Origin of the sequence: Streptomyces sp. NPDC042638 (assembly GCF_040647235.1) — a bacterium.
Classification (GTDB): Bacteria; Actinomycetota; Actinomycetes; order Streptomycetales; family Streptomycetaceae; genus Streptomyces; species Streptomyces rameus.
This window is the reverse complement of the sequence record NZ_JBEZBT010000028.1, coordinates 35,276-59,553: the sequence shown is the minus strand read 5'-3', so window position 1 is coordinate 59,553 and position 24,278 is coordinate 35,276. Positions and strand designations below refer to the sequence as shown.

The window sequence follows — 24,278 nt, the reverse complement described above, 5'->3', positions numbered from 1 at the left end:
TCAGCCCTTCACCAGCAGACCGCGGCTGCGCAGCACCCACCGCTCCAGCGGGCTGAAGAGAAGCAGGTCGATGGCGATGCCGACGAACAGGATGAGCAGGATGGCCTCGAACACCATGGCCATGTCGCTGGCGGTACGGCCGTTCTCCAGCAACTGGCCGAGGCCCACCCCCAGATCGGGGAACTGGGCGATGATCTCCGCGGCCATCAGCGAACGCCAGGAGAAGGCCCAGCCCTGCTTCATGCCCGCCACGTAACCGGGCAGCGCGGCCGGCAGGGTGACGTGCCAGGTGCCTTTCAGCCCGGTCGCACCCATGGTGCGGCCCGCGCGCAGGTACAGCGGAGGCACCTGGTCCACGCCGGACACCAGACCGTTGGCGATGGACGGCACGGCGCCGAGCAGGATCACCGTGTACATCATCGAGTTGTTCAGCCCGAACCACACCACCGCGGGCGGCACCCACGCCACCGACGGCAGCGACTGCAGACCGGACAGGATCGGGCCGATGGCCGCGCGCACGAACCGCACCCGCCCCACCAGCAGACCCAGCGGGGTACCGATGACCAGCGCGAAGCAGAAGCCGAGCAGACCACGGGAGACACTGGTCCAGATGTAGCCGAGCAGCTTGCCCTGCAGCCAGTCGGTGCGGAAGGCGTCCCAGACCGCGGCCGGCGAGGGCAGCTTGGTCGGATCGTCGACGATCTTCAGGGTGATCAGGCCCTGCCAGACCACCAGCACCACGACGATCGCCGTGACCGGCGGCACGATCTTCTCCACGAACGTCCTGCGGAACGGCGTACGGCCCGACTGCGCGGTCTCCAGCGCGTCCAGGCCCGCCTCCACGCTCCCCGTCGCGGGAGCGGTCGTCGTGTCAGTGCTGGCCATGTCGGCGGATCTCCCCACGCAGTACTTCGGTGATCTCCAGGGACAACTCCGCCACGGGCGCGTCCTCGATGCGGCGCGGCTGCGGAATGTCGACCTCCCACGTCCGGGCCACCCGGCCCGGACGGGAGGACAGTAGGACGACACGCTGTGCCAGCCGTACCGCCTCGCGCACGTTGTGCGTCACGAACAGCACGGACACGCCGGTCTCGGCCCAGATACGGGTCAGCTCGTCGTGCAGCACGTCCCGGGTGATGGCGTCCAGGGCCGCGAACGGCTCGTCCATCAGCAGCAGGCTGCTCTCCTGGGCCAGCGCGCGGGCCATCGCCACGCGCTGGCGCATACCGCCGGACAGCTCGTGGACGCGCTTGCCGTGCGCGCCGTTCAGCCGGACGAGTTCGAGCAGTTCCTCGGCCCTGCCGCGCCGCTCGGGCTTGGGAACCCCCCGGAGCTTCAGGGCGAGCTCGATGTTCTTGCCCGCGGTCAGCCACGGGAAGAGGGCGTGTTCCTGGAACATCAGGGCGGCGCGGCCGTCGGTGTCGATGGACCCGGCGGTGGGCCGGTCCAGGCCCGCCACCAGGTTCAGCAGTGTCGACTTGCCGCAGCCCGAGGCCCCCAGGAGGGTGACGAACTCGCCGGGCGCGACATCGAGGCTGATGTCGTCCAGCACGAGCTGCTGCCCGCCCGGGCCCGGATAGGACTTCGAGACATGCTCGAGGCGTGCTGCGTACTCGACCGACGGGGCGGCCTTGGTGAGGGTCGTGGCCATGGTCGTCACCTCCTGGGAACTCGTCGGGGCTTGACTCAGCTGGTGCCGAGGCCGGCCGCGTCGACCGGGCTCGCACCCGTCGACTTGAGGACCTTGTTGAGGACCGTCAGGTCGTAGATCCCCTTGAGGTTCGGCTTGTCCAGCAGGCCGGCCTTGACCGCGTGCGCCGCCTCGGTGCCGAGGGTGGCGGCCAGCGGGTCGTCGGTGAACTGGATGGACTTCCAGGCCGGGTCCAGGACCTTCGCGGGCAGCGCCTTGCCGGAGTCCGTCTCCAGCTGCTTGTTCGCCGCCGCCTTCGCCTGGTCCGGTTCGGCGTTGATCCACTTGTTGGTCTCCACCGCGGCCCTCAACACCGCCTCGACGGCCTTCGGGTGCTCCTTGAGGAAGGCCTGCCGCACGATGATGTTCGTGATCACGAACTTCTTGTCCGGCCACAGCGTGGACTCGTCCAGCAGCACCTTGCCGCCCTCGGCGACCAGCTTGGACGCGGTCGGCTCCGGCACCCAGGCGCCGTCGACCGAGCCGGCCTTGAAGGCGTCCGGCGTCACCTTGTTGTCGCTGCGGACGACCGTGACGTCACCCTTGCCGCTCTGCGGGTCGACCTTCCAGCCCTGCTCGGCGGCCCAGTTGAGGAAGGCCACGTCCTGAGTGTTGCCCAGCTGGGGGGTGGCGATCCGCTTGCCCTTGACGTCCTTCAGGGACGTGATCTTCTTGGGGTTGACGACCAGCTTCACGCCGCCGGACGCCGAACCGCCGATGATCTTCAGGCTCTTGCCGTTCGACTTGGTGTAGCCGTTGATCGCCGGCGACGGGCCGATCCAGCCGATGTCGATGGAACCGGAGTTGAGGGCCTCGATCTCGGACGGACCCGCGTTGAAGATCGCGGGCCGGACCCGGGTGGCGCCCAGCTCCTTCTGGAAGAAGCCCTTCTGGACACCGACCAGCGCGGTGCCGTGCGTCAGGTTTCCGAAGTACCCGATCCTGACGGAGTCGAGTCCGTCGGTCTTCTCGGCGCCGGCGGCGACCTTGGCGGTGTCGTCGTGCTTGGCCGTGGAACCGTAACCGCACGCGGCGAGGGCGAACAGGGGGAGTACCGCGATCGCGGCTGTCCCGCGGCGGAGGAGCGTCGAGGTGTTGGCAGGCACGGGAGGCTTTCCTCTCGTTGGCCCGGCGGTCACGGTCTCTCAGGTCGTGGCCGGGAGGTCGGCAGGTCTTCGTCTACAGCGGTGGGGGGTGAGGGCGCGCAAGCGGTGCGCGTACGTCAGCGCACACATCGCGCGACCCCGCCCTGCCCGCTGCCGAGGGCGCCGCTGCCGACGCGGCCGCCCTCCTTCGCGAACGTCGAGTAGGCGTCGACGGAGTTCATGGTCAGAAGTCCCAGCCGTCTTCGTCGGCGGTTTCCACGACGGGCTCCGGGGAGGCGAACGACTCCCCGACCATGCCCGCGGTGAGCGTGGTGCCGTCGGAGGGGTCGATCAGGATGAAGGAGCCCGTGCGGCGGGAGTCGGCGTAGGAGTCGACCGGCAGCGGCTCCGCGGTACGGATCTTCACCCGGCCGATGTCGTTGGCGACGAGCTGTCCCGGGTGCGGGTGCAGGGAGAGGTCGTCCAGCGTGAGCCGGGACGGGATGTCCTTCACGATGCCCTTGACCGTGCGCGTGCCGTGCTTGACCAGCACCCGGTGGCCGACGGTGAGCGGGGCGTCGGCGACATGGCAGACGGTCGCCTCCACGTCCTGCGTGGTGGCGGGGGCGTCCTTCGCCGGCACGATCAGGTCGCCGCGCGAGACGTCGATGTCGTCCTCCAGCAGGACCGTCACCGACTGCGTGGTCCACGCGACGTCGACCGGCTCGCCGAGCAGGTCGATGCCGGAGATCCTCGTGGTCCGCCCGGACGGCAGGACCGTGACCTCCTCGCCGACCCGGAAGGTGCCGGCCGCGATCTGGCCCGCGTAGCCCCGGTAGTCCGGGTGCTCGGCGGTCTGCGGCCGGATCACGTACTGCACGGGCAGCCGCGCGTGGCAGTGCGCCAGATCGTGGCTGACCGGCACGGTCTCCAGGTGCTCCAGCACGGTCGGACCGCCGTACCAGTCCATGTTCCCGGACGGCTCCACGACGTTGTCGCCGGCCAGCGCCGAGATCGGGATCGCGGTGACCTCGGGGACGCCCAGGTCGGTCGCGTACGCCGTGAACTCCTCGGCGATCGCCGCGAAGACGGGTTCCCGGTACTCGACGAGGTCCATCTTGTTCACGGCGAGGACGACGTGCGGCACGCGCAGCAGGGCGGCGATGGCCGCGTGCCGGCGGGTCTGCTCGACCACGCCGTTGCGCGCGTCCACGAGGATCACGGTCAGTTCGGCGGTGGAGGCGCCGGTGACCATGTTGCGGGTGTACTGCACATGGCCCGGGGTGTCGGCGAGGATGAACCGGCGCCGCGGCGTGGCGAAGTAGCGGTAGGCCACGTCGATGGTGATGCCCTGCTCGCGCTCGGCGCGCAGACCGTCGGTGAGCAGCGCGAGGTCCGGAGCCTCCTGGCCGCGGCTCGCGGAGGCCCGCTCCACGGCCTCCAGCTGGTCGGTGAGGATCGACTTGGAGTCGTGCAGCAGCCGTCCGACGAGCGTGGACTTGCCGTCGTCGACGGAGCCGGCGGTGGCGAACCGCAGCAGCGTGGTGGCCGAGAGCGCCTCGGTCGTTATCGTGCTCATGCTTAGAAGTACCCCTCGCGCTTGCGGTCTTCCATCGCGGCCTCGGAGAGCTTGTCGTCGGCGCGCGTGGCGCCGCGCTCGGTCAGCCGGGACGCGGCGATCTCGGCGATGACCTTCTCGATCGTGTCGGCGTCGGAGTCGACGGCGCCGGTGCAGGACATGTCACCCACGGTGCGGTAGCGCACCTGCCGCTTCTCGACGCTCTCGTCGTCCTTCGGGCCGCCCCACTCTCCGGCGGTCAGCCACATGCCGCTGCGCCGGAACACCTCGCGCTCGTGCGCGTAGTAGATCTGGGGCAGCTCGATGGACTCGCGGGCGATGTACTGCCAGACGTCCAGCTCCGTCCAGTTGGACAGCGGGAAGACGCGGACGTGCTCGCCCGGGGCGTGCCGGCCGTTGTAGAGGTTCCACAGCTCGGGGCGCTGGCGGCGCGGGTCCCACTGGGAGAACTCGTCGCGCAGGGAGAAGACGCGTTCCTTGGCGCGGGCCTTCTCCTCGTCCCGGCGCCCGCCGCCGAAGACCGCGTCGAACTTCTCGCTCTGGATCCTCTCGGTCAGCGGGAGGGTCTGGAGCGGGTTACGGGTGCCGTCGGGCCGTTCCCTGAGCACACCGCGGTCGATGTAGTCCTGGACGGACGCCACATGGAGGCGCAGCCCATGGGCGGCGGCCACACGGTCCCGGTACTCCAGCACCTCGGGGAAGTTGTGTCCGGTGTCCACATGCAGCAGGGAGAAGGGGATCGCGGCCGGGGCGAACGCCTTCAGCGCGAGGTGCAGCATGACGATGGAGTCCTTGCCCCCGGAGAACAGGATCACCGGGTTCTCGAACTCGCCCGCCACCTCGCGGAAGATGTGCACCGCCTCGGACTCGAGGGCGTCCAGGTGCGACAGGGCGTACGGGCTCTCCGTGCCGTCCTCGACCTTGGCGACCGTGGTCATGCCAGTCCCCTCTCGCTCAGCAGCGCGTACACCGACGCCGCGGACTCCTGGACCGTCTGGTGCTGCGACTCGATGCGCAGATCCGGCGTCTCCGGCTCCTCGTACGGGTCGTCGACCCCGGTGAGCCCGGTCAGCTCGCCCGCGGCCTGCCTGGCGTACAGCCCCTTCACATCACGCACGCTGCACACCTCGACCGGGGTCGCCACATGGATCTCCAGGTACGGCGTCGCGTTCTCCTCGTGCCGCTTGCGCACCGCGTCCCGGCTGTCCGCGTAGGGCGCGATCACCGGCACCAGCGCCTTGACACCGTTGCGGGCCAGCAGCTCGGCGACGAAGCCGATGCGCTGCACGTTGGTGTGCCGGTCCTCGCGGGAGAAGCCGAGGCCCGCGGAGATGAACTCGCGGATCTCGTCGCCGTCGAGCACCTCGACGCGGTGGCCCTCGGCACGCAGCCGGGCCGCCAGGTCGTACGCGATGGTGGTCTTGCCGGCGCTCGGCAGACCCGTGAGCCAGACGGTGGCTCCGGTCGTCACGTGGTTCTCCTGAATCTGGTCGGTCGTCATCCGTGCAGCCCGCACTCGGTCTTGGCGCGGCCCGCCCAGCGGCCGGCGCGCGCGTCCTCGCCCTCCAGGACCCTGCGGGTGCACGGGGCGCAGCCGACGGAGGCGTAGCCGTCCATCAGCAGCGGGTTGGTCAGCACGCCGTGTTCGGTGACGTAGGCGTCCACGTCGTCCTGGGTCCAGCGGGCGATCGGCGAGATCTTGACCTTCTGCCGCTTCTCGTCCCAGCCGACGACCGGGGTGTTCGCCCGGGTCGGGGACTCGTCGCGGCGCAGGCCCGTCGCCCACGCCCGGTAGTCCTTCAGACCCTCTTCCAGCGGCTGCACCTTGCGCAGCCTGCAGCACAGGTCGGGGTCGCGGTCGTGCAGTCTCGGGCCGTGCTCGGCGTCCTGCTCGGCGACCGTCCGCCTGGGCGTGAGGGTGATGACGTTGACGTCCATCACGGCTTCCACGGCGTCCCGGGTGCCGATGGTCTCCGGGAAGTGGTACCCGGTGTCCAGGAAGACGACGTCGACGCCCTTCAGCACGCGCGAGGCGAGATGGGCGACCACGGCGTCCTCCATGGAGGAGGTGACGCAGAACCCGCTGCCGAAGGTGTCCACCGCCCACTGGAGGATCTCCAGCGCGGAGGCGTCTTCCAGATCACGGCCCGCCTGCTCGGCGAGTGCCTTCAACTCCTCGGTGGTACGCGGCTGTTCCTGAGCCGTGGTCATATCCGGTCGTCCCCTCCGTGGTCGGCTCGCTGCAGCCCCCGGGTCAGCAGCCCGAGGAACTTCAGCTGGAATGCGCGGTTGCACGCCCCGCATTCCCAGGCGCCGTGGCCCTGCTCGTTCGGACGCAGGTCCTCGTCGCCGCAATAGGGGCAGTAGAAGGGCGCGGCACGCTCGCTCACGACAGCGCCTCCTCGGAGGCACGGGCGGCCCAGGTGGCGAACCGCTCGCCGTCCTCGCGCTCCGCCTCGAAGCGCTTCAGCACCCGCTCGACGTAGTCGGGCAGTTCCTGGGAGGTGACCTTCAGGCCGCGCACCTTGCGGCCGAAGCCCGCCTCCAGGCCGAGTGCGCCGCCCAGGTGCACCTGGAAGCCCTCGACCTGGTTGCCGTCCTCGTCCAGGACCAGCTGGCCCTTGAGGCCGATGTCCGCGACCTGGATGCGGGCGCAGGCGTTCGGGCAGCCGTTGATGTTGATGGTGATCGGCTCGTCGAAGTCCGGCAGGCGGCGCTCCAGTTCGTCGATCAGCGAGATGCCGCGCGCCTTGGTCTCGACGATGGCGAGCTTGCAGAACTCGATGCCGGTGCAGGCCATCGTGCCGCGCCGGAACGGGGACGGGCTGACCGTGAGGTCCAGCGCCTCCAGACCGGCGACGAGCGAGTCGACCTGCGCCTCCTCGACGTCGAGCACGATCATCTTCTGCTCGACGGTGGTACGGACGCGGCCCGATCCGTGCGCCTCGGCGACATCGGCGATCTTGGCCAGCAGCGTGCCGTCGACCCGGCCGACGCGCGGCGCGAAGCCGACGTAGAACCGGCCGTCCTGCTGCCGGTGCACGCCCACGTGGTCGCGCCAGCGCTCCACCGGCTGAGCGGGCGCGGGCCCGTCGACCAGCTTGCGCTTCAGGTACTCGTCCTCCAGGACCTGCCGGAACTTCTCCGCACCCCAGTCGGCGACCAGGAACTTCAGCCGGGCGCGGGTGCGCAGGCGCCGGTAGCCGTAGTCGCGGAAGATCGAGATGACGCCCTCGTGCACGTCCGGGACCTCCTCCAGGGGGACCCAGGCGCCGAGCCGCACACCGATCTTGGGGTTGGTGGAGAGGCCGCCGCCGACCCACAGATCGAAGCCGGGGCCGTGCTCGGGGTGGTCGACGCCGACGAACGCGACGTCGTTGATCTCGTGCGCCACGTCCAGCAGCGGTGAGCCGGAGACCGCGGACTTGAACTTGCGGGGCAGGTTCGAGAACGCCTTGTTGCCCACGATCCGGCGGTGGATCTCCTCGATGGCCGGGGTGCCGTCGATGATCTCGTCCTCCGCGATGCCGGCGACCGGCGAGCCGAGGATCACGCGGGGGGTGTCACCGCAGGCCTCGGTGGTGGACAGGCCGACGGCCTCCAGGCGGTTCCAGATCTCGGGCACGTCCTCGATCCGGATCCAGTGCAGCTGGATGTTCTGCCGGTCGGTGATGTCCGCGGTGCCGCGCGCGAACTCCTGGGAGATCTCCCCGATCACCCGCAGCTGGCCCGTGGACAGCCGTCCGCCGTCGATGCGGACGCGCAGCATGAAGTACTCGTCGTCCAGCTCCTCCGGCTCCAGGATCGCGGTCTTGCCGCCGTCGATCCCGGGCTTGCGCTGGGTGTACAGCCCCCACCAGCGCATCCGGCCGCGCAGGTCGTTCGGGTCGATCGAGTCGAAGCCGCGCTTGGAATAGATCGTCTCAATGCGTGTCCGCACATTGAGACCGTCGTCGTCCTTCTTGAACTGCTCGTTGCCGTTGAGCGGCGTGAGGTGGCCAACCGCCCACTGGCCCTCGCCGCGGTGACGGCTCACCTTGCGGCGGGGCGCGGAAGCGTCGGGGTTCGGTGGGGTGGCGGCCATGGTTCTACGTCCTTCGGGACCGGTGGGCGTCGGCTCTGAGCTGCACGGATGCGCGCACGCGGGCAGGCGTGCGCGTCCCTGCGCAGGAAGAGTGAGGTACGGGGTTCGCGGCGGCGCTGAAGCAGTCAGCTCGCCGGACAGATGGCGCTGGACATGCGGCCGAGGTCGACGTGCCGCCGACTCACCAAGGCAATTCCAGTTCCAGACATGACGGAAGCGTGTCACGGCGATCTGGACACAGTCCAGCTTTGTCCATCATGCGGACACCCTTGTCCCGAAATGTGGACCAAGGGTGTCGTCGCTCACATGTGCCGCCGGAAGGCTTGTCCCGGCAGGTCAGGCGGGGTATGCCCCGGGCCACGGTCCCGGCGTCGTCACATCGGGCTCCAGCTCCACCCTGGTGTCGAACAGCTTGAAGCCCCGCCGCTGGTAGTTGGCCATCGCGTGCTCGCCGTCCTTGCTGCACGTGTGCAGCCACACCCGCTTGGTCGGTGTCCGCTCGGGCCGGCGCTCGGCCAGGTCCCAGGCGCGGGCCGTGCCGTACGCCAGCAGGTGGCCGCCGATGCGCCGGCCGCGGAAGGCGGGGACCAGGCCGAAGTAGGCGATCTCCACCACGCCCTCGTCCTGCGGCTCCAGCTCGACATAGCCGGCCGGGGTGCCCCGGACGTAGGCCACCCAGGTCTCCACCCCGGCCTCTTCCAGATACTCCCGCCACCGCGCGTAGGTCCAGCCCAGCCGGTCGGTCCAGCGGATGTCGCCGCCGACCGAGGTGTACAGGAACCGGCTGAACTCGGGGGAGGGCACCTCGGCGCGGACGATCCGCACATCGCCGTCGGGGGCGGCGGCGGGCAGGAGGTCGGCCGGGGAGGTCTGCTCCAGGGACCAGGTGGTGACAGGGACGCTGCTCATGCGGGCCAGGGAACCATCCCGTCACCCGCTCTGTCGATCGGCCCGGTCACGCCCCGTCTCAGTCCAGGGCGTGGTCGAAGGCGGCCAGGGGCAGCGCGAACAGCATGCGGTCCGACAGGGACCACACCTCGCCCGTCTCCTGCCAGTAGGAGAGGGAGCCCGCCCCTTGGGCCCAGCAGCGGTCCGAGGCGTCGGCGCCGCAGCGCGCCGCCCCGGCGCCCGCGGTGTCCTGCCGCCACAGCCCGCCGTGGCCGTCCTGCGCATCGGGCAGCCGTCCCACATACCAGGACGGCCGGTCCGATCCGGCCCTCCGGTACGACAGCACGCCCCGGATCCCGTCCGCCCGGGTCCGGTACGCCTCCACCGGGTCCGCCCGCCCCGCGGCGTCCGTGGCGAGCAGCCCGGGGCGCGCCGGATCGGTGTCGAACGCGTACCGCCACAACCGGGCGTGCCGGTCCTCGCCCGGCGCGGTCCACTCCGCGGCGACCAGGCTGTCGGGTGCCGTGCCGCGGTCCAGGGCGAGGGCGCCGGGACAGGGCGGCCCGGACGGGGCGCAACGGCCGGCGGTGAAGCGGTAGGAGCCGACCGCGGGCAGCACATAGCCGTAGCCGTCGGCGGACCAGCCGCCGGGCACCCGGCCGACCGCGGGTGCGTCGACCGTGGTGCGCTGGATGCGGTCCAGGTCGTAGACGTAGAGCGCGTCGGCGCTGCCGGCCGTCGTGGTGACCAGCAGCTTGTTGTCGTACCAGACCATGCCGGAGACTCCGGAGGCCAGGCCCCGGTAGTCCCGGCCGCCGTCGACCGGTACCACCAGCAGCACCCAGCGGTAGCTGAGGTGCGCGGAGTCGTCCGCGTCGACGAGGGCGACCCGGGCGAGACCCCGCTCGCCGGGGCGGCCGGCGGCGGTGCTGTGGGTCCAGCCGGCCAGGACGACCCGGTGGGTGCCCCAGACGCCGTCGTCGGCGGCGTCCCCGGAGGTGGTCACCGAGGCCGGCCGCCAGGCGCCGTCGGCGGTGTCGGCCGGGTCCCAGCAGTAGGCGCGGGCGGCGGCCGGGTCCACCGGCAGGGACGCCCGGTCCGCGGCGGAGCAGTCGGCACCCTCGCGCAGGTTCCGGTCGGCGCTCTGCAGCACCGTGTCCACACCGACCGGAACGCCCATCGCGGTGGCGAGCCGGTCGAGGGTGCGGGCGGGGACCAGGTGCTCCTGCAGCCGCAGCGGGCCGGTGTCCGCCCGGGAGGTCAGCGGCTTGAGCGGGCCGGGATCCTCGGCGACCTCGGCCTGGGAGGCGCTGATCAGGGTGGCGGCGGCGGTGAGCGCCAGCGCGGTCCCGGTCAGCACGGCGCGCAGTGCCGCGCCCCGTCTGCGCCGGCGGTGTCTGCCGCGATGCTTCATCTCTCCTCCAGACGACGGGCCAACTGCGCCTCACGATCCGTACGTTCACGCGAGGAACAGGTGGGGAGGCCCGTACGGGATGCTACGGCAGGAACGGGCCGGACAGGGGCGGGTCGCCGCAAACGGGTGGAGGGCGAGCGGGGCCGGCCGGGGATGCGGGGCCGGCCGGGGACACGGGGGGCGGAACGGCCGCAGTCAGGGCGCGCCGACGGGGCCGTCCCGCATGGCGTCGCGCTTCCGGGCCACCGCCACCGCCGTCGACCGGGGGAGCAGATCGCGGGGTTCGTCCGGGAGGACCACCTCGACTGCCGTGCCGGCCCGGAAACGATAGGGCCGATGCTGGAGAAGTTCCCCGAGATACCGCCGGATCCTGGACATCTCCGCGCGCACGGTCACGGTCCGGGAAGGGTCGCCGAACAGGTGCTCGGCCAGCCACGCCGCCCCGTGCCCGGCGGGATGTTCGGCGAGCAGGAACAGCAACTCCGCGTGTCTCGGGCTCAGTTCCCGCGACCAGGACCCCGTCGAGGCCGTGACCGTCACCGAGCAGCGGTCCGGCCGGGAGAGGTCCAGCGTGATCCGGCGCGCGGGCGCGGCGAGCGGCTCGTCCTCGGCCCGCAGCAGCCAGCCCCCGGCCAGCGGCTCCACCGCGCACGAGCCGAGCGAGGGCAGCCACCGGCGGCCCGGCTGGAGCGACTTGGGCAGCGTCACGCGCCGCACGTACGGCATCCCGGTCATCGCCGCCGTCCAGCCGTTCCGGTCCACCACCACCGCTCGCCCGGACAGCCGGGCCAGCACCGGCGCGGCGACCGCCCGTAGCCGCTCCAGGGAGGCCAGGTGCAGCTCCCGCAGCCGGGCCTCGGCCAGCTTGGCCACCGAGTCCACCCAGGCGAGTGTGGCCGGATGCATGGTCTCCAGCGGGCCGCTGACATCCACCACGCCGAGCAGCCGGCCGTCCCGCGGATCGGTGATCGGGGCGCCCGAACAGGTCCAGGAGGTCTGCGACCGCACGAAGTGCTCCGCGGCGAACACCTGCACGGGCCGCCGCACCACCGCCGGGGTGCCCACCCCGTTGGTGCCGACGACGTCTTCCCGCCAGTCCGCGCCGAGTTCGAAGCCAAGACCGTCGGCCCTGCGCAGTACCGGAGGCGCCCCCTCCCGCCACAGCACACGCCCGTCGGCGTCCGCCACGACCATGATGTGCTGGGCGACGTCCGCGACCGAAAGAAGCCCCTCCCGCAGCACCGGCAGAACGTGCCGCAGCGGTGACTCCTCCCGTCGGCGGCGCACCTCGTCGGAGGGCAGAAGCCCCGACCGGCAGTCGCGTTCGGGATCGACGCCGCCGCGCAGCATCCGCCCCCACGACTGCTCGATCACCGGCCGGGGCGCGATCCGCGCACGTTGTCCGGCGAGCGTGGCCTCGCGCATCTCGTTCAGCATCCGCGCCGCCTGCGCCGCGTCCACGGTGGCCAGGCGCGCCACGTTCATCGGCGGGTTCCCCACGGTGGTCCTCCCGGAAAGGGTGTCGAACACACTTGTCAAGCCGTCCGGGCGGCGGTTTCCGGTCCGACTGTCCCTCTCATAGTGCCGTTCCGGGCATGGCGGAGGCACAGACTCCGCGCATGTGCCCCCATAAGTTGCAACCCCCTGCAACCCTGGTGAACGGTCGGAAGGTGGCTGAGACTTGCCCGTGACGCGTTACGCGTCCGCGGGCTCAACGGGCCCAGACTGTGGGGGTGGTGCCGTGTCGGCGCAGCACCACCCCCTACCGTCCGGTGCCCCGGCCGACTTCACGGCGGGGGCACGGCCCGGCGGCGCCCAAGCCCGCGGTCCGTCCGTGACGGACGACGCCGGCCGCACCCGCGCGGCGGATCCGCGCACCGCGCAGAACAGCCGCCCCGAGGCAGGTCCGGACCCGCGCACCAGCGCGGCCTCGCGCCCCCGGGCAGGTCCGGACCCCCGCCCACCAGCGCGGCCCGGCGCCCCCGGGCACCAGCGCGGCCCGGCGCCCCCCGGACAGGTCAGGCAGGCCGTGCCCGGTCCACCACCGACTCCAGGTCCAGGCCCGTGGGCAGGGTGCCGAAGGACGCGCCGTGGTCGCCGCCCAGACGGGAGGCGCAGAACGCGTCGGCGACCTCCGACGGCGCGAACCGCACCAGCAACGAGCCCTGAAGCACCAGCGCGAGCCGCTCCACCAGCCGCCGCGCCCGCCCCTCGATGCCGTCCAGATCGGCGAGTTCGGTGAACAGGTCCTTCACCGCCCGGTCCAGCCGGTGGTCGCCGCCGTGCGCCCGGCCGATCTCGGTGAGACAGGCGTCCAGCGCGCCCGGCTCCCGCTGCAGCGCCCTGAGCACGTCCAGCGCCTGCACGTTCCCGGCGCCCTCCCAGATGGAGTTCAGCGGCGACTCCCGCACCAGCCGGGGCATGCCGGACTCCTCGACGTACCCGTTGCCGCCCAGGCACTCGGCGGCCTCCACCGCCACCGGCGCGCACCGCTTGGTGATCCAGTACTTGGCGGCCGGCACCGCGAGTCGCAGGAAGGCGCGTTCCTGCTCGCCGTCGTCGTCACAGGCCGCTGCCAGTCGCAGCGCGAGCGTGGTCGCCGCCTCCGACTCCAGCGCGAGATCGGCGAGGACGTTGCGCATGAGCGGCTTGTCGGCCAGCTTCCCGCCGAAGGCCTCCCGGTAGGTGCAGTGGTGCACCGCCTGGGCCACCGCCTGCCGCATCAGCCCCGCCGAGCCGAGCGCGCAGTCCAGCCGGGTCGCGGAGACCATGCCGATGATCGTGCGCACCCCGCGGCCCTCCTCGCCGACCCGGCGCGCCCAGGTGCCGTCGAACTCGACCTCGGCGGAGGCGTTGGAGCGGTTGCCCAGCTTGTCCTTCAGCCGCTGCAGGAGGAAGACGTTGCGGTCGCCGTCGGGCAGGACCCGCGGGACCAGGAAGCAGGTCAGCCCGCCGGGGGCCTGCGCGAGCACCAGGAAGGCGTCCGACATGGGCGCCGAACAGAACCACTTGTGACCGGTCAGCCGGTACGTACCCGGCTCCGCGAGGGGCAGCGCCCGCGTGGTGCCGGCGCGGACGTCGCTGCCGCCCTGCTTCTCGGTCATGGCCATCCCGAACAGCGCGCCGGGCTTCTGACCGGGGGGCCGCAGCTCCCGGTCGTAGATCGTGGAGGTCAGCCGGGGCTCCCACTCGGCGGCCAGCTCCGGGTCGGCGCGCAACGCGGGAACGGCCGCGTGCGTCATCGACAGCGGACAGCACGTGCCGGCCTCGACCTGCGTCCAGACCAGGAACCCGGCCGCCCGGCGCACATGGCCGGCGGGTCGTGTCCAGGCACCGGTCAGCCCCGCCGACACGCCCTTGCCGAGCAGGCGGTGCCAGGCCGGATGGAACTCGACCTCGTCGATGCGGTGGCCGTAGCGGTCGTGGGTGTGCAGCCGGGGCGGGTGCTCGTTCGCCTGCACCGCCCACTCCTGCAGCTGCGCGGAACCGGCGGCCCGGCCGAGCGCGGACAGTTCCGCGCGCACCTCGTCCAGCACGTCCGGGCCGGTGTGGCGGTCGACGGCCTCGGTGAGGGCCCGGTCGGCGGTGAAGACGTCGTAGCCGATCAACGGGGGCGGCTGATTCGTCACGGTGTGGGTGGAGGGGCCTGCCATGAGGGGAACCTACCCGGGAAGGCGGCGGTGATGGCCTCCAGAGTGGCACAGCACCGCCCCGAAGAGCACCGGAACCGGCTTCGCGGGGCCGCCGGGACAGGCCACGGGCCCCGGAAGGTGAGGGCGGTCCCGTGCTGCGGATACCTTTGGGTCGTGCAGCCAGCAAGTGATACCCCCGAGCGGCCGGCCGGCCGGCTCCACCGCGCCAGAGCCCTCTACCGGAACGTCTCCAAGCGCCGGACCGCCTGGCTGTTGCTCAAGGACACCGTCAACTCCTGCATGGAGTACCGCATCCTGGGCCTGGCGGCCGAGGCGGCGTTCTTCACGCTGCTGTCGGTGCCGCCGCTGCTGCTGAGCCTGATCGGACTGCTCGGGTACGTCGACGACTGGACCGGCGCCGACACCATCCACAGCCTGGAGACCAACCTCCTGGAGGCCTCCCGCACGGTGCTGTCCGACAAGGGCGTCAAGGAGATCGCCGAGCCGATCCTGCACGACGTGATGCAGGGCGGCCGGCCCGACGTCATCTCCATCGGCTTCCTGTTCGCCCTGTGGTCGGGCTCGCGCGCGGTGAACGTCTTCATCGACACCATCACCGTCATGTACGGCCTCGACGGCGTCCGGGGCATCGTCAAGACCCGGATCATGGCGTTCCTGCTCTTCATCGTGGCGCTGCTGATCGGCTCGGTGGCGCTGCCGCTGATGGTGGCCGGGCCGGACGCGGTGGTCCGGATCGTGCCCTGGTCGGAGACGGTCGTGCAGGTCCTGTACTGGCCGGTCGTGATCGTCCTGTCCATCGTCTTCCTGACGACGCTGTACCACGTCTCGGTGCCGGTGCGGTCGCCGTGGATCGAGGACGTGCCCGGCGCCCTGGTCGCCCTCGCCATGTGGGTCCTGGGCAGCTTCCTGCTCCGCATCTACCTCACGAACACCATCGAGGGCGCGACGATCTACGGCTCCCTCGCCGCCGCCGTGGCCGTTCTGCTGTGGATCGGTGTGTCCGCGTTCGCCGTGCTCGTCGGCGCGGCGGTGAACGCGGCCATCGACCGGGTCTGGCCGGCCGCGGCCACGGCCGCCGCACGCGAGGCCAACGAGAGGGTGCGCGAGGCGCAGGTCGCCGAGTACGTCGCCCGCGCCGCGGCCGCGGCCCGCGAGACCGATCCCGACGACCCCGACATGCCCTCCGAGTTCCCCGAGCGCTGGTCCCGCTTCCTGCCGCCGGAGGACGTGACGGCCCGCCTGCGCACCCACGCGAAGAACCCCCACCATGCGCACAAGGCCAACGGCGGGAGAGGCGGCAGCGGGACCACCGGCCACAGCGGACCCCCTGGGACCGGCCACAGCGGACCCACCGGTCCCACCGGGACCACCGGCCCCGAGGGGAGCGACGGGGACCCGTTCCGCCCGGACCATTGACGGTCCGGGCGGCGCGGGGTGCCTTCGGCCGAGGAGAGTACCGCGGGGGCGAGCGGAACCGACCGGCTGAGGGACCGACGGTCGGCCGGCCGTCGGGGCGCACGGAGGACGGCTGTGCTCGGCCGGCGGCTACCCGTCTCCACCCTGAGGCTTGGGCCTGTGGGTGGAGAACGTAGGGACCAGGCAGGCACCGAGCCCTGCCGCGGGCGGCTCCACGCGCCCGCGCTCAGCCGAAGTGGACCTGCCCCTTCGGGGTGTCCAAGGTGAAGGAGAGCGCGGTCGGCCCCGGGGCGAGGGCCAGTGAGGTGCCGAGGGCCGTCAGCGGGCCGTGCACCTGCTCCGGGTCCGGTGTCGAGGCGGAGACCGACAGCAGGGGGGTGACCGGCAGGTCCGAGGCGGCCGGGTGCCGTGAGTCGCCCCAGTCGATGAGGAACGGCACCAGACCGGAAGCGGCGTCGGTCAGCCGCCATCGCAGCAGGGTGCCGTCCGGAGTACGGCGGCTCATCGGCCGTACCGGGCCCGGGTCATGGCCCCACGCCCGTGCCGCCGCGATCGCCGCGTCCAGGTCGGGCGGGCTGATCGCCCAGGTCGGTACGGCGGGGCCGGTCAGCCGGTCGACGCCGAACGGCCGCGGCCCGGCGGGCTCGGGCTGCTCCGGATCGGGTCCGACGATCTCCAGATAGCTCCGGCCGCCGAGCCCCACCAGATGGTTCCGCGTGCCCAGCCCGGGGTGCGTCCCGCCCGGCACCGGCGTGACCCCGGTCCGCCGCGTGAACTCGGCGACCGTCGCCCCCAAGTCGGGTGTGGCGAGGACGAGATGATCCAGCAGTGGCGGAATGACGTTCATCGCGCGTGAGGTTACGCGATCGGGACCCTCCCGCGGAACGCCCGCACCGCACGACGCGCCCGGCCGAGCCTGGCAGGAGGGTGAGCGGGCAGTCCACCATCGACCGGGCCGTCCGCCTAGAGTGCCGGGGCATGCCCTCCCGCATCCTCCTCTACACCCGCACCGCCGACTACCGCCACGACTCCATCCCGGACGCCGTCGCCGCCGTCGGGGCGCTCGGCCGGTTCGCGGTCGAGCACACCGAGGATCCGGCCGACCTGGAACGGCCGCTGGACGGGTTCGCGGCCGTGGTCTTCCTCTCCACCAGCGGAGACGTGCTGACCCCGGCCGGACGCGAGCGGCTGGAGCGGTACGTCGCATCGGGCGGGGGCTTCGCCGGGGTGCACGCGGCGGCCTGCACCGAGTACGGGTGGCCGTACTACGGCGAACTCCTCGGCGCCCGTTTCACCCGGCACCCGGCCTGTCAACCGGGCCGGGCCATCGTCGCGGACCCCGGCCATCCCGCCACCCGGCACCTGCCGGCCGTGTGGGAGTTCACCGACGAGTGGTACGACTTCGACCACGCCCCGGGCGGCCGGACCCGGGTGCTGCTGCGCGCCGACGAGACGTCCTACGACGGCGGCGGGATGGGCGCGGACCATCCGCTGGCGTGGTGCCGCGAGCACGGGCCGGGAGGCGCACGCGTGTTCTACACCGCACTCGGTCACGCGTCCGCCGCCTACCGCGACCCGGCCTTCCTGGCTCACCTGGACGGGGGGCTCATCTGGGCGTCCCGGCTGGGCAAGTGACGTTTCTGCGGTGAACCGGTTCCCCCATTGGGGTGAGTAAAGCTGGCGTAGGAGGAAGGTCACGTGAGTATCTAGAGATGCTCTTGTCTTGGCAAAGGGCGTCGAGACGCGACGGGCCCTCCCCGTCCCGCGTCACCCACCCACAGGAGGAGCCGGACCTTGACTTACGGTAAGAAGCTGCGCGAGCGCATCGCCGGGCCCGGGACCACACCGCTGATCGGCGTGTACGACATGTACTCGGCGTCGATCGCGGCCAACCACTACGACGGGATGTTCGTATCGGGCTTCGGTTTCGCGGCCTCGTACTACGGGCTGCCGGACATCGGATTCATCGCCTGGCCGGACATGGTGGCCTTCGTCCAGCGACTGCGGGGCGCCTTCCCGCACCACCATCTGCTGGTCGACATCGACGACGGATACGTCGACCCCGAGGTCGCCTGTCACGTCGTCGAGGGACTGGAGCGCATCGGCGCCTCGGGGGTGATCCTGGAGGACCAGAAGCGGCCCCGCCGCTGCGGCCACGCCGACGGCAAGCAGGTGCTGCCGCTGGAGGAGTACCTGGAGAAGCTGCACCAGGTCCTGGAGACCCGTAACGACCTGGTCGTCGTCGCCCGTACGGACGCCACCGACGAGCACGACATCCTGCACCGCGCCGAGATGCTCGCCGCCACCGACGCCGACGTGGTGCTGGTCGACGGAGTGCGCAGCGTCGAGTGGATCAAGCGGATCCGGGAGGTCGTCGGCGACAAGCCACTGCTCTTCAACCAGATCGCCGGCGGCAAGTCGCCCCGCCTGTCCCTCGGTGAACTGTCCGATCTCGGCGTGGACGTCGCCATCTACAGCACCCCCTGTCTGTTCGCCGCGCACGAGGCCATGGACACCGCGCTCACCGGCCTGAAGGCGGCCGACGGCCGGCTGCCGGAGGTGGATCCCGCGAGCGGGATCGGCGTCAAGGCGGCCACCAGCCTGCTGGAGCGCAACATCGCCCGTGACCGGCTCACCCCCGAGGGTGTGGGCGTGTGAGCGGTGCCGTACCCCGGCTGGGCGTCGCCACGGCGGTCGTCGCCGCGCTCCTCGCCGCCGCCGCCCCCGCGGTCGCCTCCGGGGGTCTGGTCACCGTGATCGACAACTCGCGTACGGGCACGGACAATTCGGAGACCGACTCGTTCCTCGAGGTCGACCGCGCGGCCAACGCGCAGACCGGCAGCGGCACCGCCGGCAGTGACCACGACGGCAGTGCCGTGGACGTGGTGCAGGCCCTCGTGTCCGCCGCCCACCGGGACGAGGAGGACTGAGGGACGACCGGGCACGACGACGACGGCCGGGCACCCCGTGCGGGTGGTGCCCGGCCGTCACCGTGCCGACGGCCTCCCGCGGTCAGTCCTCGTCGAGGTCGGGGAGGCCGTTCTCGGCGACCTCGACGTCCTCCTTCGGGTCGTGCTCGTCGGCGGGCGAGGCCACGGTGGCGCGCTGCTGTCCGGGAGCGAGGGTGTGGCAGGCGGCGTGCGCCGTGCCGTAGGCGGTGACCAGGGCGACTGTGGCCGCTGCGAGGGCCGCGGCGGTACGGGTGGTGTGCTTCATGCCCGGCGAACGATCTTGCGCACGCGTGGTCACCGCCCACCGCCCGAACGTGCCGTCCGCCTCACGCAGTTGGCCGCGGGCGGGACGGGGCCGGACGGGGGCGCCGGGTCCGCGCCCGCGCGTCGTACCGGCCGTGCCGACGGCTCGGTCCACCGGCCCGGCGCCCCGGCGGTGCCGAAGCGGGGCCGACGTACCCGGCCGCGGCTTCCCGACCGGGATCGGCGCCCCGGTGTCCACCGAACGGCCCACAGCCGGGGCCTGTGCACCGGAATACCTTCCGGTGATGTGGTGCTCTGAAATGAACACCGCGGGCGTGTGGCGAAGGGCTGGTGGGCGATGACGGCAGACCGGACGGGCCCTGTGGTGAGCACGACGCACGGAGCCGTACGCGGCCGCTTCGAGCGGGGGACCGCGGTCTTCCGGGGCATCCCGTACGCCGCCCCGCCGTTCGGCGCCCTGCGGTTCCGGCCGCCCCGGCCGCCCGAGCCCTGGGACGGGGTGCGGGACGCCGGCGCCTTCGGGCCGACGGCGCCGAAACCGCCGTACTCCGAGGCGTTCGCCCCGTACCTGTCCGACCCGGTCGTCCCCGGCGACGACTGTCTCAACCTCAACGTATGGACCCCCGAGCCGGGGCCGGGCGCCCGGCTGCCGGTGCTCGTATGGCTGCACGGCGGCGCCCTGACCAGGGGATCCTCGGCGGTGCCGGTGTACGACGGCGGCGCTTTCGCCCGCGACGGGGTCGTCTGCGTCTCCGTCGGCTACCGGCTCGGGGTCGAGGGCTACGGGCTGTTCCCGGACGCGCCCCCCAACCCCGGCCTGCGCGACCAGCTCGCCGCGCTGCGCTGGGTGCACGAGAACATCACGGCCTTCGGCGGCGACCCCGGCCGGATCACGCTGTGCGGCCAGTCGGCCGGCGCCATCAGCACCGGCGTCCTGCTCGCCGCGCCCCACACGCAGGGCCTGGTCCGGCGGGCGGTGCTGCAGAGCGGCGCGCCCGAGGTCTGCGACCGTGACAAGGTACGGCGGATGGTGCGCCGGATGGCGACCCGGCTGAGGATCCCCGCCACCGCCGAGGCGTTCGCCGGGGTCGACCGTGACCTGCTGCTGCGCGTCCAGGCCGAGGCCGGCCGCCTCAGCAGCCCGGTGCTGGGCGGACCCGCGTTCGGCATCGTCGTCGACGGCGACCTCGTGCCCTGCGACCCGCTGAAGGCACTGACCGAAGGCACCGCCGCCCGGGACGTCGAACTGCTCATGGGCTGGACCCGGGACGAGTACCGGTTGTGGCTGGTGCCCGGCGGGCTGCTGGAGCGCATTGACCGGCTCGGCGCCGTCGCCCTGGCCGGGGCCATGGCCCGCTGCCGCGCGAGCCACGACGTCCCGCGCGGGTACCGTGCCCTGCACCCCGGCGCCGGGACCGCCGAGATCGTCGGCCAGATGGTCACCGACCACCTGCTGCGGGCGCCCCTGCACCGGCTCGCCGACGCCCGCCCCGGCAGCTCCTACCTGTACGAGTTCGCGTGGCCGTCCCGCCTGCCCGGCCTCGGCGCCTGCCACGCCCTGGAACTGGGGTTCGTCTTCGGCACCGGGGACACGCCCGAGTCGAGGAAGCTGGCCGGTGAGGGCGCCCCGCGGGAGCTGGGCGAGGCGATGCACGCCGCCTGGGTGCGGTTCGTGACGCACGGGGACCCCGGCTGGCCGGCGTGGAACGCCCGCCACCCGGTCCGGATCTTCGACGACGGTGAGCCGGATACCGCATACGGCCCACGGGACGCGGAAATGGCCCTGTGGTCGGCCGCGTCCACCCTCCCGCAAGCCCCGCGCACCGCCGTACCCCGCGCCCCCGGTGCCGAGGTCGCCGCCGCGATGCGCCGGCTGCGCCGCTCGGTGGGAGCCCTGCGCCGCTGAGCCAACGGCACGGGCTCACGCTGACGCCCCACGCCAGCCGCAACCGCCCCAGCGGGGCCCACAGTGCCCGGCGGCGGTCGGCCACCCCTGCTGCCGCGGCGACCCCCTCCGGCCCGGAGCAGGCCGCGACCGGCTGCGCCGCTCGGTGGGAGCCCTGCGCCGCTGAGCCAACGGCACGGGCGCGCGAGGACGCCCACGCCACATGGCAGCCGCGACCGTCCCAGCGGAGGCCGGGGGCCGGGGGCCTACGGCGCCCCGGCGCCGGTCGGCCCGCCCCCGCTGTCGCGGTGATTCCCTCGGGCCTGGGGCAGCCGCGACCGCCGCGGCGGGAGCCGGGGCCCACGGCGTCCCGGCGCCGGTCGGCCGGGTCCGCTGTCGCCCGGCGCTAGTCCGCCAGCTCCGCTATCGCCGTGATTCCCTCCGGGCCCACCCGGCAGCATCCCCCGATCAGCCGTGCCCCCGCCCGCCGCCAGGCGGTGATCTGCGCGGCGCTGAACGTCGTACGACCCCGCCAGGCACGTGCCTGTGCGTCCCAGCCCTCGCCGCTGTTGGGGTAGGCGACGACCGGCCGGCCGGTGACCCGCGCCGCGATCTCCACGGCGGGCTCGACGTCCCCGGGCGCGCAGCAGTTCACGCCGACGGCTATCACCTCGTCCACGTCGGCGGCGAGGGCGAACGCCTCCTCCAGGGGCTGTCCGGCCCGCGTCCGCCGCCCGTCGACCGTGTACGACAGCCAGGCCGGCACGCCCAGGCCACGCACCGCCCGCAGCAGCGCGACGGCCTCGTCCGTGTCGGGGACGGTCTCCAGTGCCAGCACGTCCGGAGCGGCGGCGGCCAGCGCCTCGATCCGGGGCCGGTGGAACCGCTCCAGTTCGGCCACGCTCAGCCCGTACCTGCCCCGGTACTCGGAGCCGTCCGCGAGCATCGCCCCGTACGGCCCGACCGAGGCCGCCACCCACAGCGGGCGTTCGACGCCCCGGTCAGCCGCCTGCCGGGCCGCCGAGCGGGCCAGCTCCACGCTGCGGGCGAGCAGTCGCGCGGCTTCCGCGCGGCCGATGCCGCGCTTGCCGAAGCCCTCGAAGGTGGCCTGGTAGCTGGCGGTGATCGCCACGCTCGCGCCCGCGAGGAAATAGGCGCGATGGGCCTCGGTGACCGCCTCCGGCCGCTCGGCGAGCAGCCGCGCCGACCACAGCTCGTCGCTCAGTTCGTGCCCGGCCGACTCCAGCTGGTTGGACATGCCGCCGTCGAGCACCACCGTCCCGGCGGCGAGGGCGTCGGCGAGGCGGGGAGAGGTGTCGCTGGTCATGCGACGACGCTAGTCGAAGCGGACGGCGTCCGGCTCAGGAGGATCCGCAAAAGGGGCCCGCCCGGGCGCGCCCGGGTCGAGCGGTCCGCGATGAACCGCCCGCCCGCCTCTGGTCCCCGAGGGCACGGTGCGGGTGGGATGAACTCCCGGGGCGCCCCCACCGGAACAGGGGCGTCCAGGGTCCCGTGAGGAAGGACGGCCACCGCCGTGATCCGACTGCCCGCCGACGACCGCGCGTCGAGCCCGTACACCGGCTACACCCGAGCCCACTGGGAGGCCGCGGCCGACGCCCTGCTCGCCGCCGTCGAGCCGTACGCCACCCCCGACCGTGCCCTGTACCACCTGCCCGGCGACCGGGTGAGCCACTCCGGCCGTCTCTCCGACGGCTTGGAAGGGTACGCCCGCACCCTGCTGCTGGCCGCGTTCCGCCGCGACGAGACCGTGCTCGGCCGGTACGCCGAGGGCCTCGCGGCCGGTCCCGGCGGTGTCTGGCCGCGGATCACCGACCGCGGCCAGCCGCTGGTCGAGGCCGCCTCGGTGGCGCTCGCCCTGCGCCTGACCCGGCCGTTGCTGTGGGACCGCCTGGACGACGCGGTGCGCCAGCGGACCGCGTCCTGGCTGGCGGACGCGCTCACCGCCGAACCCTGGCCGTGCAACTGGGAGCTGTTCCCGGTCACCGTCGGCGGGTTCCTCGCGGAGATCGGCCACCGCGAGGAGACCGCCCGCAAGGCGATCGACCGCGGGCTGGAGCGTGTCGAGGGCTGGTACGTCGGAGACGGCTGGTACACCGACGGCGACGGCCGCAAGTTCGACTACTACAACGGCTGGGCCATGCATCTGTACACCGTCCTCCACGCCTGGCTGGCGGACGACGGCGAGCTGCTCGCCGTGTACGGCCGACGGCTGTCGCGCCACCTCGCCGACCACGCCCGGCTCTTCGGCGGCGACGGCGCCCCGCTGCGCCAGGGCCGCTCCCTGACCTACCGGTTCGCGACGACGGCCCCGCTCTGGCTCGGCGCGCTGACCGGGCACACCCCCCTGGCCGCGGGTGAGACGCGGCGCCTGGCCTCCGGAGCCCTGCGGTACTTCCTCGACGGCGGCGCGGTCGACGAGCGGGGCCTGCTGCCGCTCGGCTGGCTGGGCCCCGACACCTCGCTCGTGCAGAACTACTCGGGCCCCGCCTCGCCGTACTGGGCGAGCAAGGGCTTCCTCGGTCTGCTGCTGCCGCCCGGGCACGAGGTGTGGACGGCACCGGAGGAACCGGCGCCGGCCGACCGTACCGATGCGGCACACCCGCTGCCCGCTCCCAACTGGCTGCTGCAGTCCACCCGTTCGGACGGCGTGGTCCGGCTGCACAACCACGGCAGCGAGGACGTCCGGTACGACCCCTACTACACCCGGCTCGCCTACTCGACCGCCACAGCGCCCCTGCCGTCGTACGACAACAGTGTGGTCGTCGGGGGTGAGCCGGGCCGTACGGAGATCGAGCCGCTCGGCACGGGCGAGGGCTGGATCGCCTCCCGGCACACCGTACGCGCCGGGATCACCGTCACCAGCCTGGTGGCCGTCCGGGGCGCCGTCGAGGTGCGGGCCCATCTGGTGGCGGGCGCGGCGGCCGGGACCCCGGTGCGGGTGACGGGCTGGCCGGCCGGGGACGGCGTACGGGCCGACCTCGCCCCGGCCGCCGGTCTGTCGGCGCGGCTGACCGGGACGACCGGGGAGGGGGGGTCCACGCTCTTCGTGGCGCTCGCCCGGCTCACCGGGGAGCGGGACCCCGTGCCCCTGACGGAACTGGTGACCGTCACGGTGCGGGAGACCGGAGGCGCCCAGGCGGGCTACGAGGTGCGGGTGAGCTGGGCGGCGGGCCCGGAGAAGGTCTTCCGCTTCACGGCGTCGGCCGGCCGGTCCGCGGGCCCGTCGTGGTCGGTGGCGCCCGCCCCGGTGAGCGGCTGACGGAGGAGGGGGTGACGGAGGAGGGGGTGACGGGCGGCCCGGGCCTCGCGGGCGCGGACCGCCGCGCACGGTTCGGCGGGCGCCGAACC

General features: G+C 72.9%; 23 protein-coding genes. 6 read left to right on the top strand and 17 right to left on the bottom strand.

Translation table 11 applies throughout. The features are described from left to right. The 14 genes from AB0B40_RS22450 to AB0B40_RS22385 form a co-directional block, all read right to left on the bottom strand. Complete coding sequence (locus AB0B40_RS22450; protein ID WP_345052399.1) at positions 1-885, bottom strand: ABC transporter permease; 885 nt, start codon at positions 883-885, stop codon at positions 1-3. Further along, complete coding sequence (locus AB0B40_RS22445) at positions 872-1,651, bottom strand: ABC transporter ATP-binding protein (protein WP_345052402.1); 780 nt, start codon at positions 1,649-1,651, stop codon at positions 872-874. The genes AB0B40_RS22450 and AB0B40_RS22445 overlap by 14 nt, the downstream gene beginning before the upstream one ends. A 35-nt stretch (positions 1,652-1,686) precedes the next feature. Continuing rightward, positions 1,687-2,796, bottom strand: coding sequence for an aliphatic sulfonate ABC transporter substrate-binding protein (locus AB0B40_RS22440; RefSeq protein WP_345052405.1), 1,110 nt, complete (start codon positions 2,794-2,796; stop codon positions 1,687-1,689). A gap of 223 nt (positions 2,797-3,019) precedes the next feature. Continuing rightward, positions 3,020-4,354 carry a GTP-binding protein gene (locus tag AB0B40_RS22435; RefSeq protein WP_345052407.1) on the bottom strand — a complete coding sequence of 445 codons (1,335 nt, stop codon included), beginning with the start codon at positions 4,352-4,354 and terminating at the stop codon, positions 3,020-3,022. Between the two features lie 2 nt (positions 4,355-4,356). Then, positions 4,357-5,292, bottom strand: a complete 936-nt coding sequence (gene cysD / locus AB0B40_RS22430) for a sulfate adenylyltransferase subunit CysD (protein WP_345052409.1) — start codon at positions 5,290-5,292, stop codon at positions 4,357-4,359. Further along, positions 5,289-5,825, bottom strand: a complete 537-nt coding sequence (cysC, locus tag AB0B40_RS22425) for an adenylyl-sulfate kinase (protein WP_345052412.1) — start codon at positions 5,823-5,825, stop codon at positions 5,289-5,291. The genes cysD and cysC overlap by 4 nt, the downstream gene beginning before the upstream one ends. A gap of 26 nt (positions 5,826-5,851) precedes the next feature. Further along, complete coding sequence (locus AB0B40_RS22420) at positions 5,852-6,565, bottom strand: phosphoadenylyl-sulfate reductase (RefSeq protein WP_345052414.1); 714 nt, start codon at positions 6,563-6,565, stop codon at positions 5,852-5,854. Then, positions 6,562-6,744 (bottom strand): hypothetical protein, encoded by a 183-nt coding sequence (locus AB0B40_RS22415; protein WP_345052417.1) that lies wholly within the window; start codon positions 6,742-6,744, stop codon positions 6,562-6,564. The genes AB0B40_RS22420 and AB0B40_RS22415 overlap by 4 nt, the downstream gene beginning before the upstream one ends. Then, positions 6,741-8,438 (bottom strand): nitrite/sulfite reductase, encoded by a 1,698-nt coding sequence (locus tag AB0B40_RS22410; protein WP_345052420.1) that lies wholly within the window; start codon positions 8,436-8,438, stop codon positions 6,741-6,743. The genes AB0B40_RS22415 and AB0B40_RS22410 overlap by 4 nt, the downstream gene beginning before the upstream one ends. Before the next feature lie 125 nt (positions 8,439-8,563). Then, positions 8,564-8,647 (bottom strand): putative leader peptide, encoded by an 84-nt coding sequence (locus AB0B40_RS22405; protein ID WP_309486338.1) that lies wholly within the window; start codon positions 8,645-8,647, stop codon positions 8,564-8,566. Positions 8,648-8,774: 127 nt separating this feature from the next. Beyond that, entirely contained in the window at positions 8,775-9,347 is a 573-nt protein-coding gene (locus AB0B40_RS22400) for a GNAT family N-acetyltransferase (RefSeq protein WP_362265182.1), read from the bottom strand. A 58-nt stretch (positions 9,348-9,405) separates the two neighbouring features. Beyond that, positions 9,406-10,740 carry a hypothetical protein gene (locus tag AB0B40_RS22395; RefSeq protein ID WP_345052425.1) on the bottom strand — a complete coding sequence of 445 codons (1,335 nt, stop codon included), beginning with the start codon at positions 10,738-10,740 and terminating at the stop codon, positions 9,406-9,408. A 195-nt stretch (positions 10,741-10,935) separates the two neighbouring features. After that, the gene (locus AB0B40_RS22390; RefSeq protein WP_345052428.1) at positions 10,936-12,225 is read right to left on the bottom strand and encodes a GAF domain-containing protein; all 1,290 of its coding nucleotides are present in this window, start codon (positions 12,223-12,225) and stop codon (positions 10,936-10,938) included. A gap of 533 nt (positions 12,226-12,758) precedes the next feature. Continuing rightward, positions 12,759-14,393 carry an acyl-CoA dehydrogenase family protein gene (locus AB0B40_RS22385; protein WP_345052431.1) on the bottom strand — a complete coding sequence of 545 codons (1,635 nt, stop codon included), beginning with the start codon at positions 14,391-14,393 and terminating at the stop codon, positions 12,759-12,761. 153 nt (positions 14,394-14,546) lie between these two features. Between AB0B40_RS22385 and AB0B40_RS22380 the strand changes: the two genes are divergently transcribed. Continuing rightward, complete coding sequence (locus AB0B40_RS22380) at positions 14,547-15,809, top strand: YihY/virulence factor BrkB family protein (protein ID WP_345052434.1); 1,263 nt, start codon at positions 14,547-14,549, stop codon at positions 15,807-15,809. A 226-nt stretch (positions 15,810-16,035) separates the two neighbouring features. On the opposite strand, the gene AB0B40_RS22375 is transcribed toward AB0B40_RS22380, so the two are convergent. Beyond that, entirely contained in the window at positions 16,036-16,656 is a 621-nt protein-coding gene (locus AB0B40_RS22375; RefSeq protein WP_362265180.1) for a VOC family protein, read from the bottom strand. Positions 16,657-16,787: 131 nt separating this feature from the next. Between AB0B40_RS22375 and AB0B40_RS22370 the strand changes: the two genes are divergently transcribed. The 3 genes from AB0B40_RS22370 to AB0B40_RS22360 all read left to right on the top strand — a co-directional run bounded on the left by AB0B40_RS22370 (position 16,788) and on the right by AB0B40_RS22360 (position 18,739). Beyond that, the gene (locus AB0B40_RS22370; RefSeq protein WP_345052440.1) at positions 16,788-17,444 is read left to right on the top strand and encodes a ThuA domain-containing protein; all 657 of its coding nucleotides are present in this window, start codon (positions 16,788-16,790) and stop codon (positions 17,442-17,444) included. Between the two features lie 159 nt (positions 17,445-17,603). Then, positions 17,604-18,467 (top strand): isocitrate lyase/PEP mutase family protein, encoded by an 864-nt coding sequence (locus tag AB0B40_RS22365; RefSeq protein ID WP_362265178.1) that lies wholly within the window; start codon positions 17,604-17,606, stop codon positions 18,465-18,467. Continuing rightward, positions 18,464-18,739, top strand: coding sequence for a hypothetical protein (locus tag AB0B40_RS22360; RefSeq protein ID WP_345052445.1), 276 nt, complete (start codon positions 18,464-18,466; stop codon positions 18,737-18,739). The genes AB0B40_RS22365 and AB0B40_RS22360 overlap by 4 nt, the downstream gene beginning before the upstream one ends. Positions 18,740-18,821: 82 nt before the next feature. Here AB0B40_RS22360 and AB0B40_RS22355 read toward each other — a convergent pair whose 3' ends face one another. Further along, complete coding sequence (locus tag AB0B40_RS22355) at positions 18,822-19,025, bottom strand: hypothetical protein (RefSeq protein ID WP_345052448.1); 204 nt, start codon at positions 19,023-19,025, stop codon at positions 18,822-18,824. Between the two features lie 336 nt (positions 19,026-19,361). On the opposite strand from AB0B40_RS22355, the gene AB0B40_RS22350 reads away from it, so the two are divergent. Further along, positions 19,362-20,930: a carboxylesterase family protein gene (locus AB0B40_RS22350; protein ID WP_362265176.1), complete on the top strand. Its 1,569-nt coding sequence runs from the start codon at positions 19,362-19,364 to the stop codon at positions 20,928-20,930. A gap of 385 nt (positions 20,931-21,315) precedes the next feature. Here the strand turns inward: AB0B40_RS22350 and mmuM are convergent, their stop codons facing one another. Next, a complete protein-coding gene (gene mmuM, locus AB0B40_RS22345; protein WP_362265174.1) occupies positions 21,316-22,236 on the bottom strand; it encodes a homocysteine S-methyltransferase in 921 nt (306 codons plus the stop codon). 210 nt (positions 22,237-22,446) lie between these two features. On the opposite strand from mmuM, the gene AB0B40_RS22340 reads away from it, so the two are divergent. Next, positions 22,447-24,189 carry a DUF2264 domain-containing protein gene (locus AB0B40_RS22340; protein ID WP_362265217.1) on the top strand — a complete coding sequence of 581 codons (1,743 nt, stop codon included), beginning with the start codon at positions 22,447-22,449 and terminating at the stop codon, positions 24,187-24,189. Positions 24,190-24,278 lie beyond the last annotated feature (89 nt).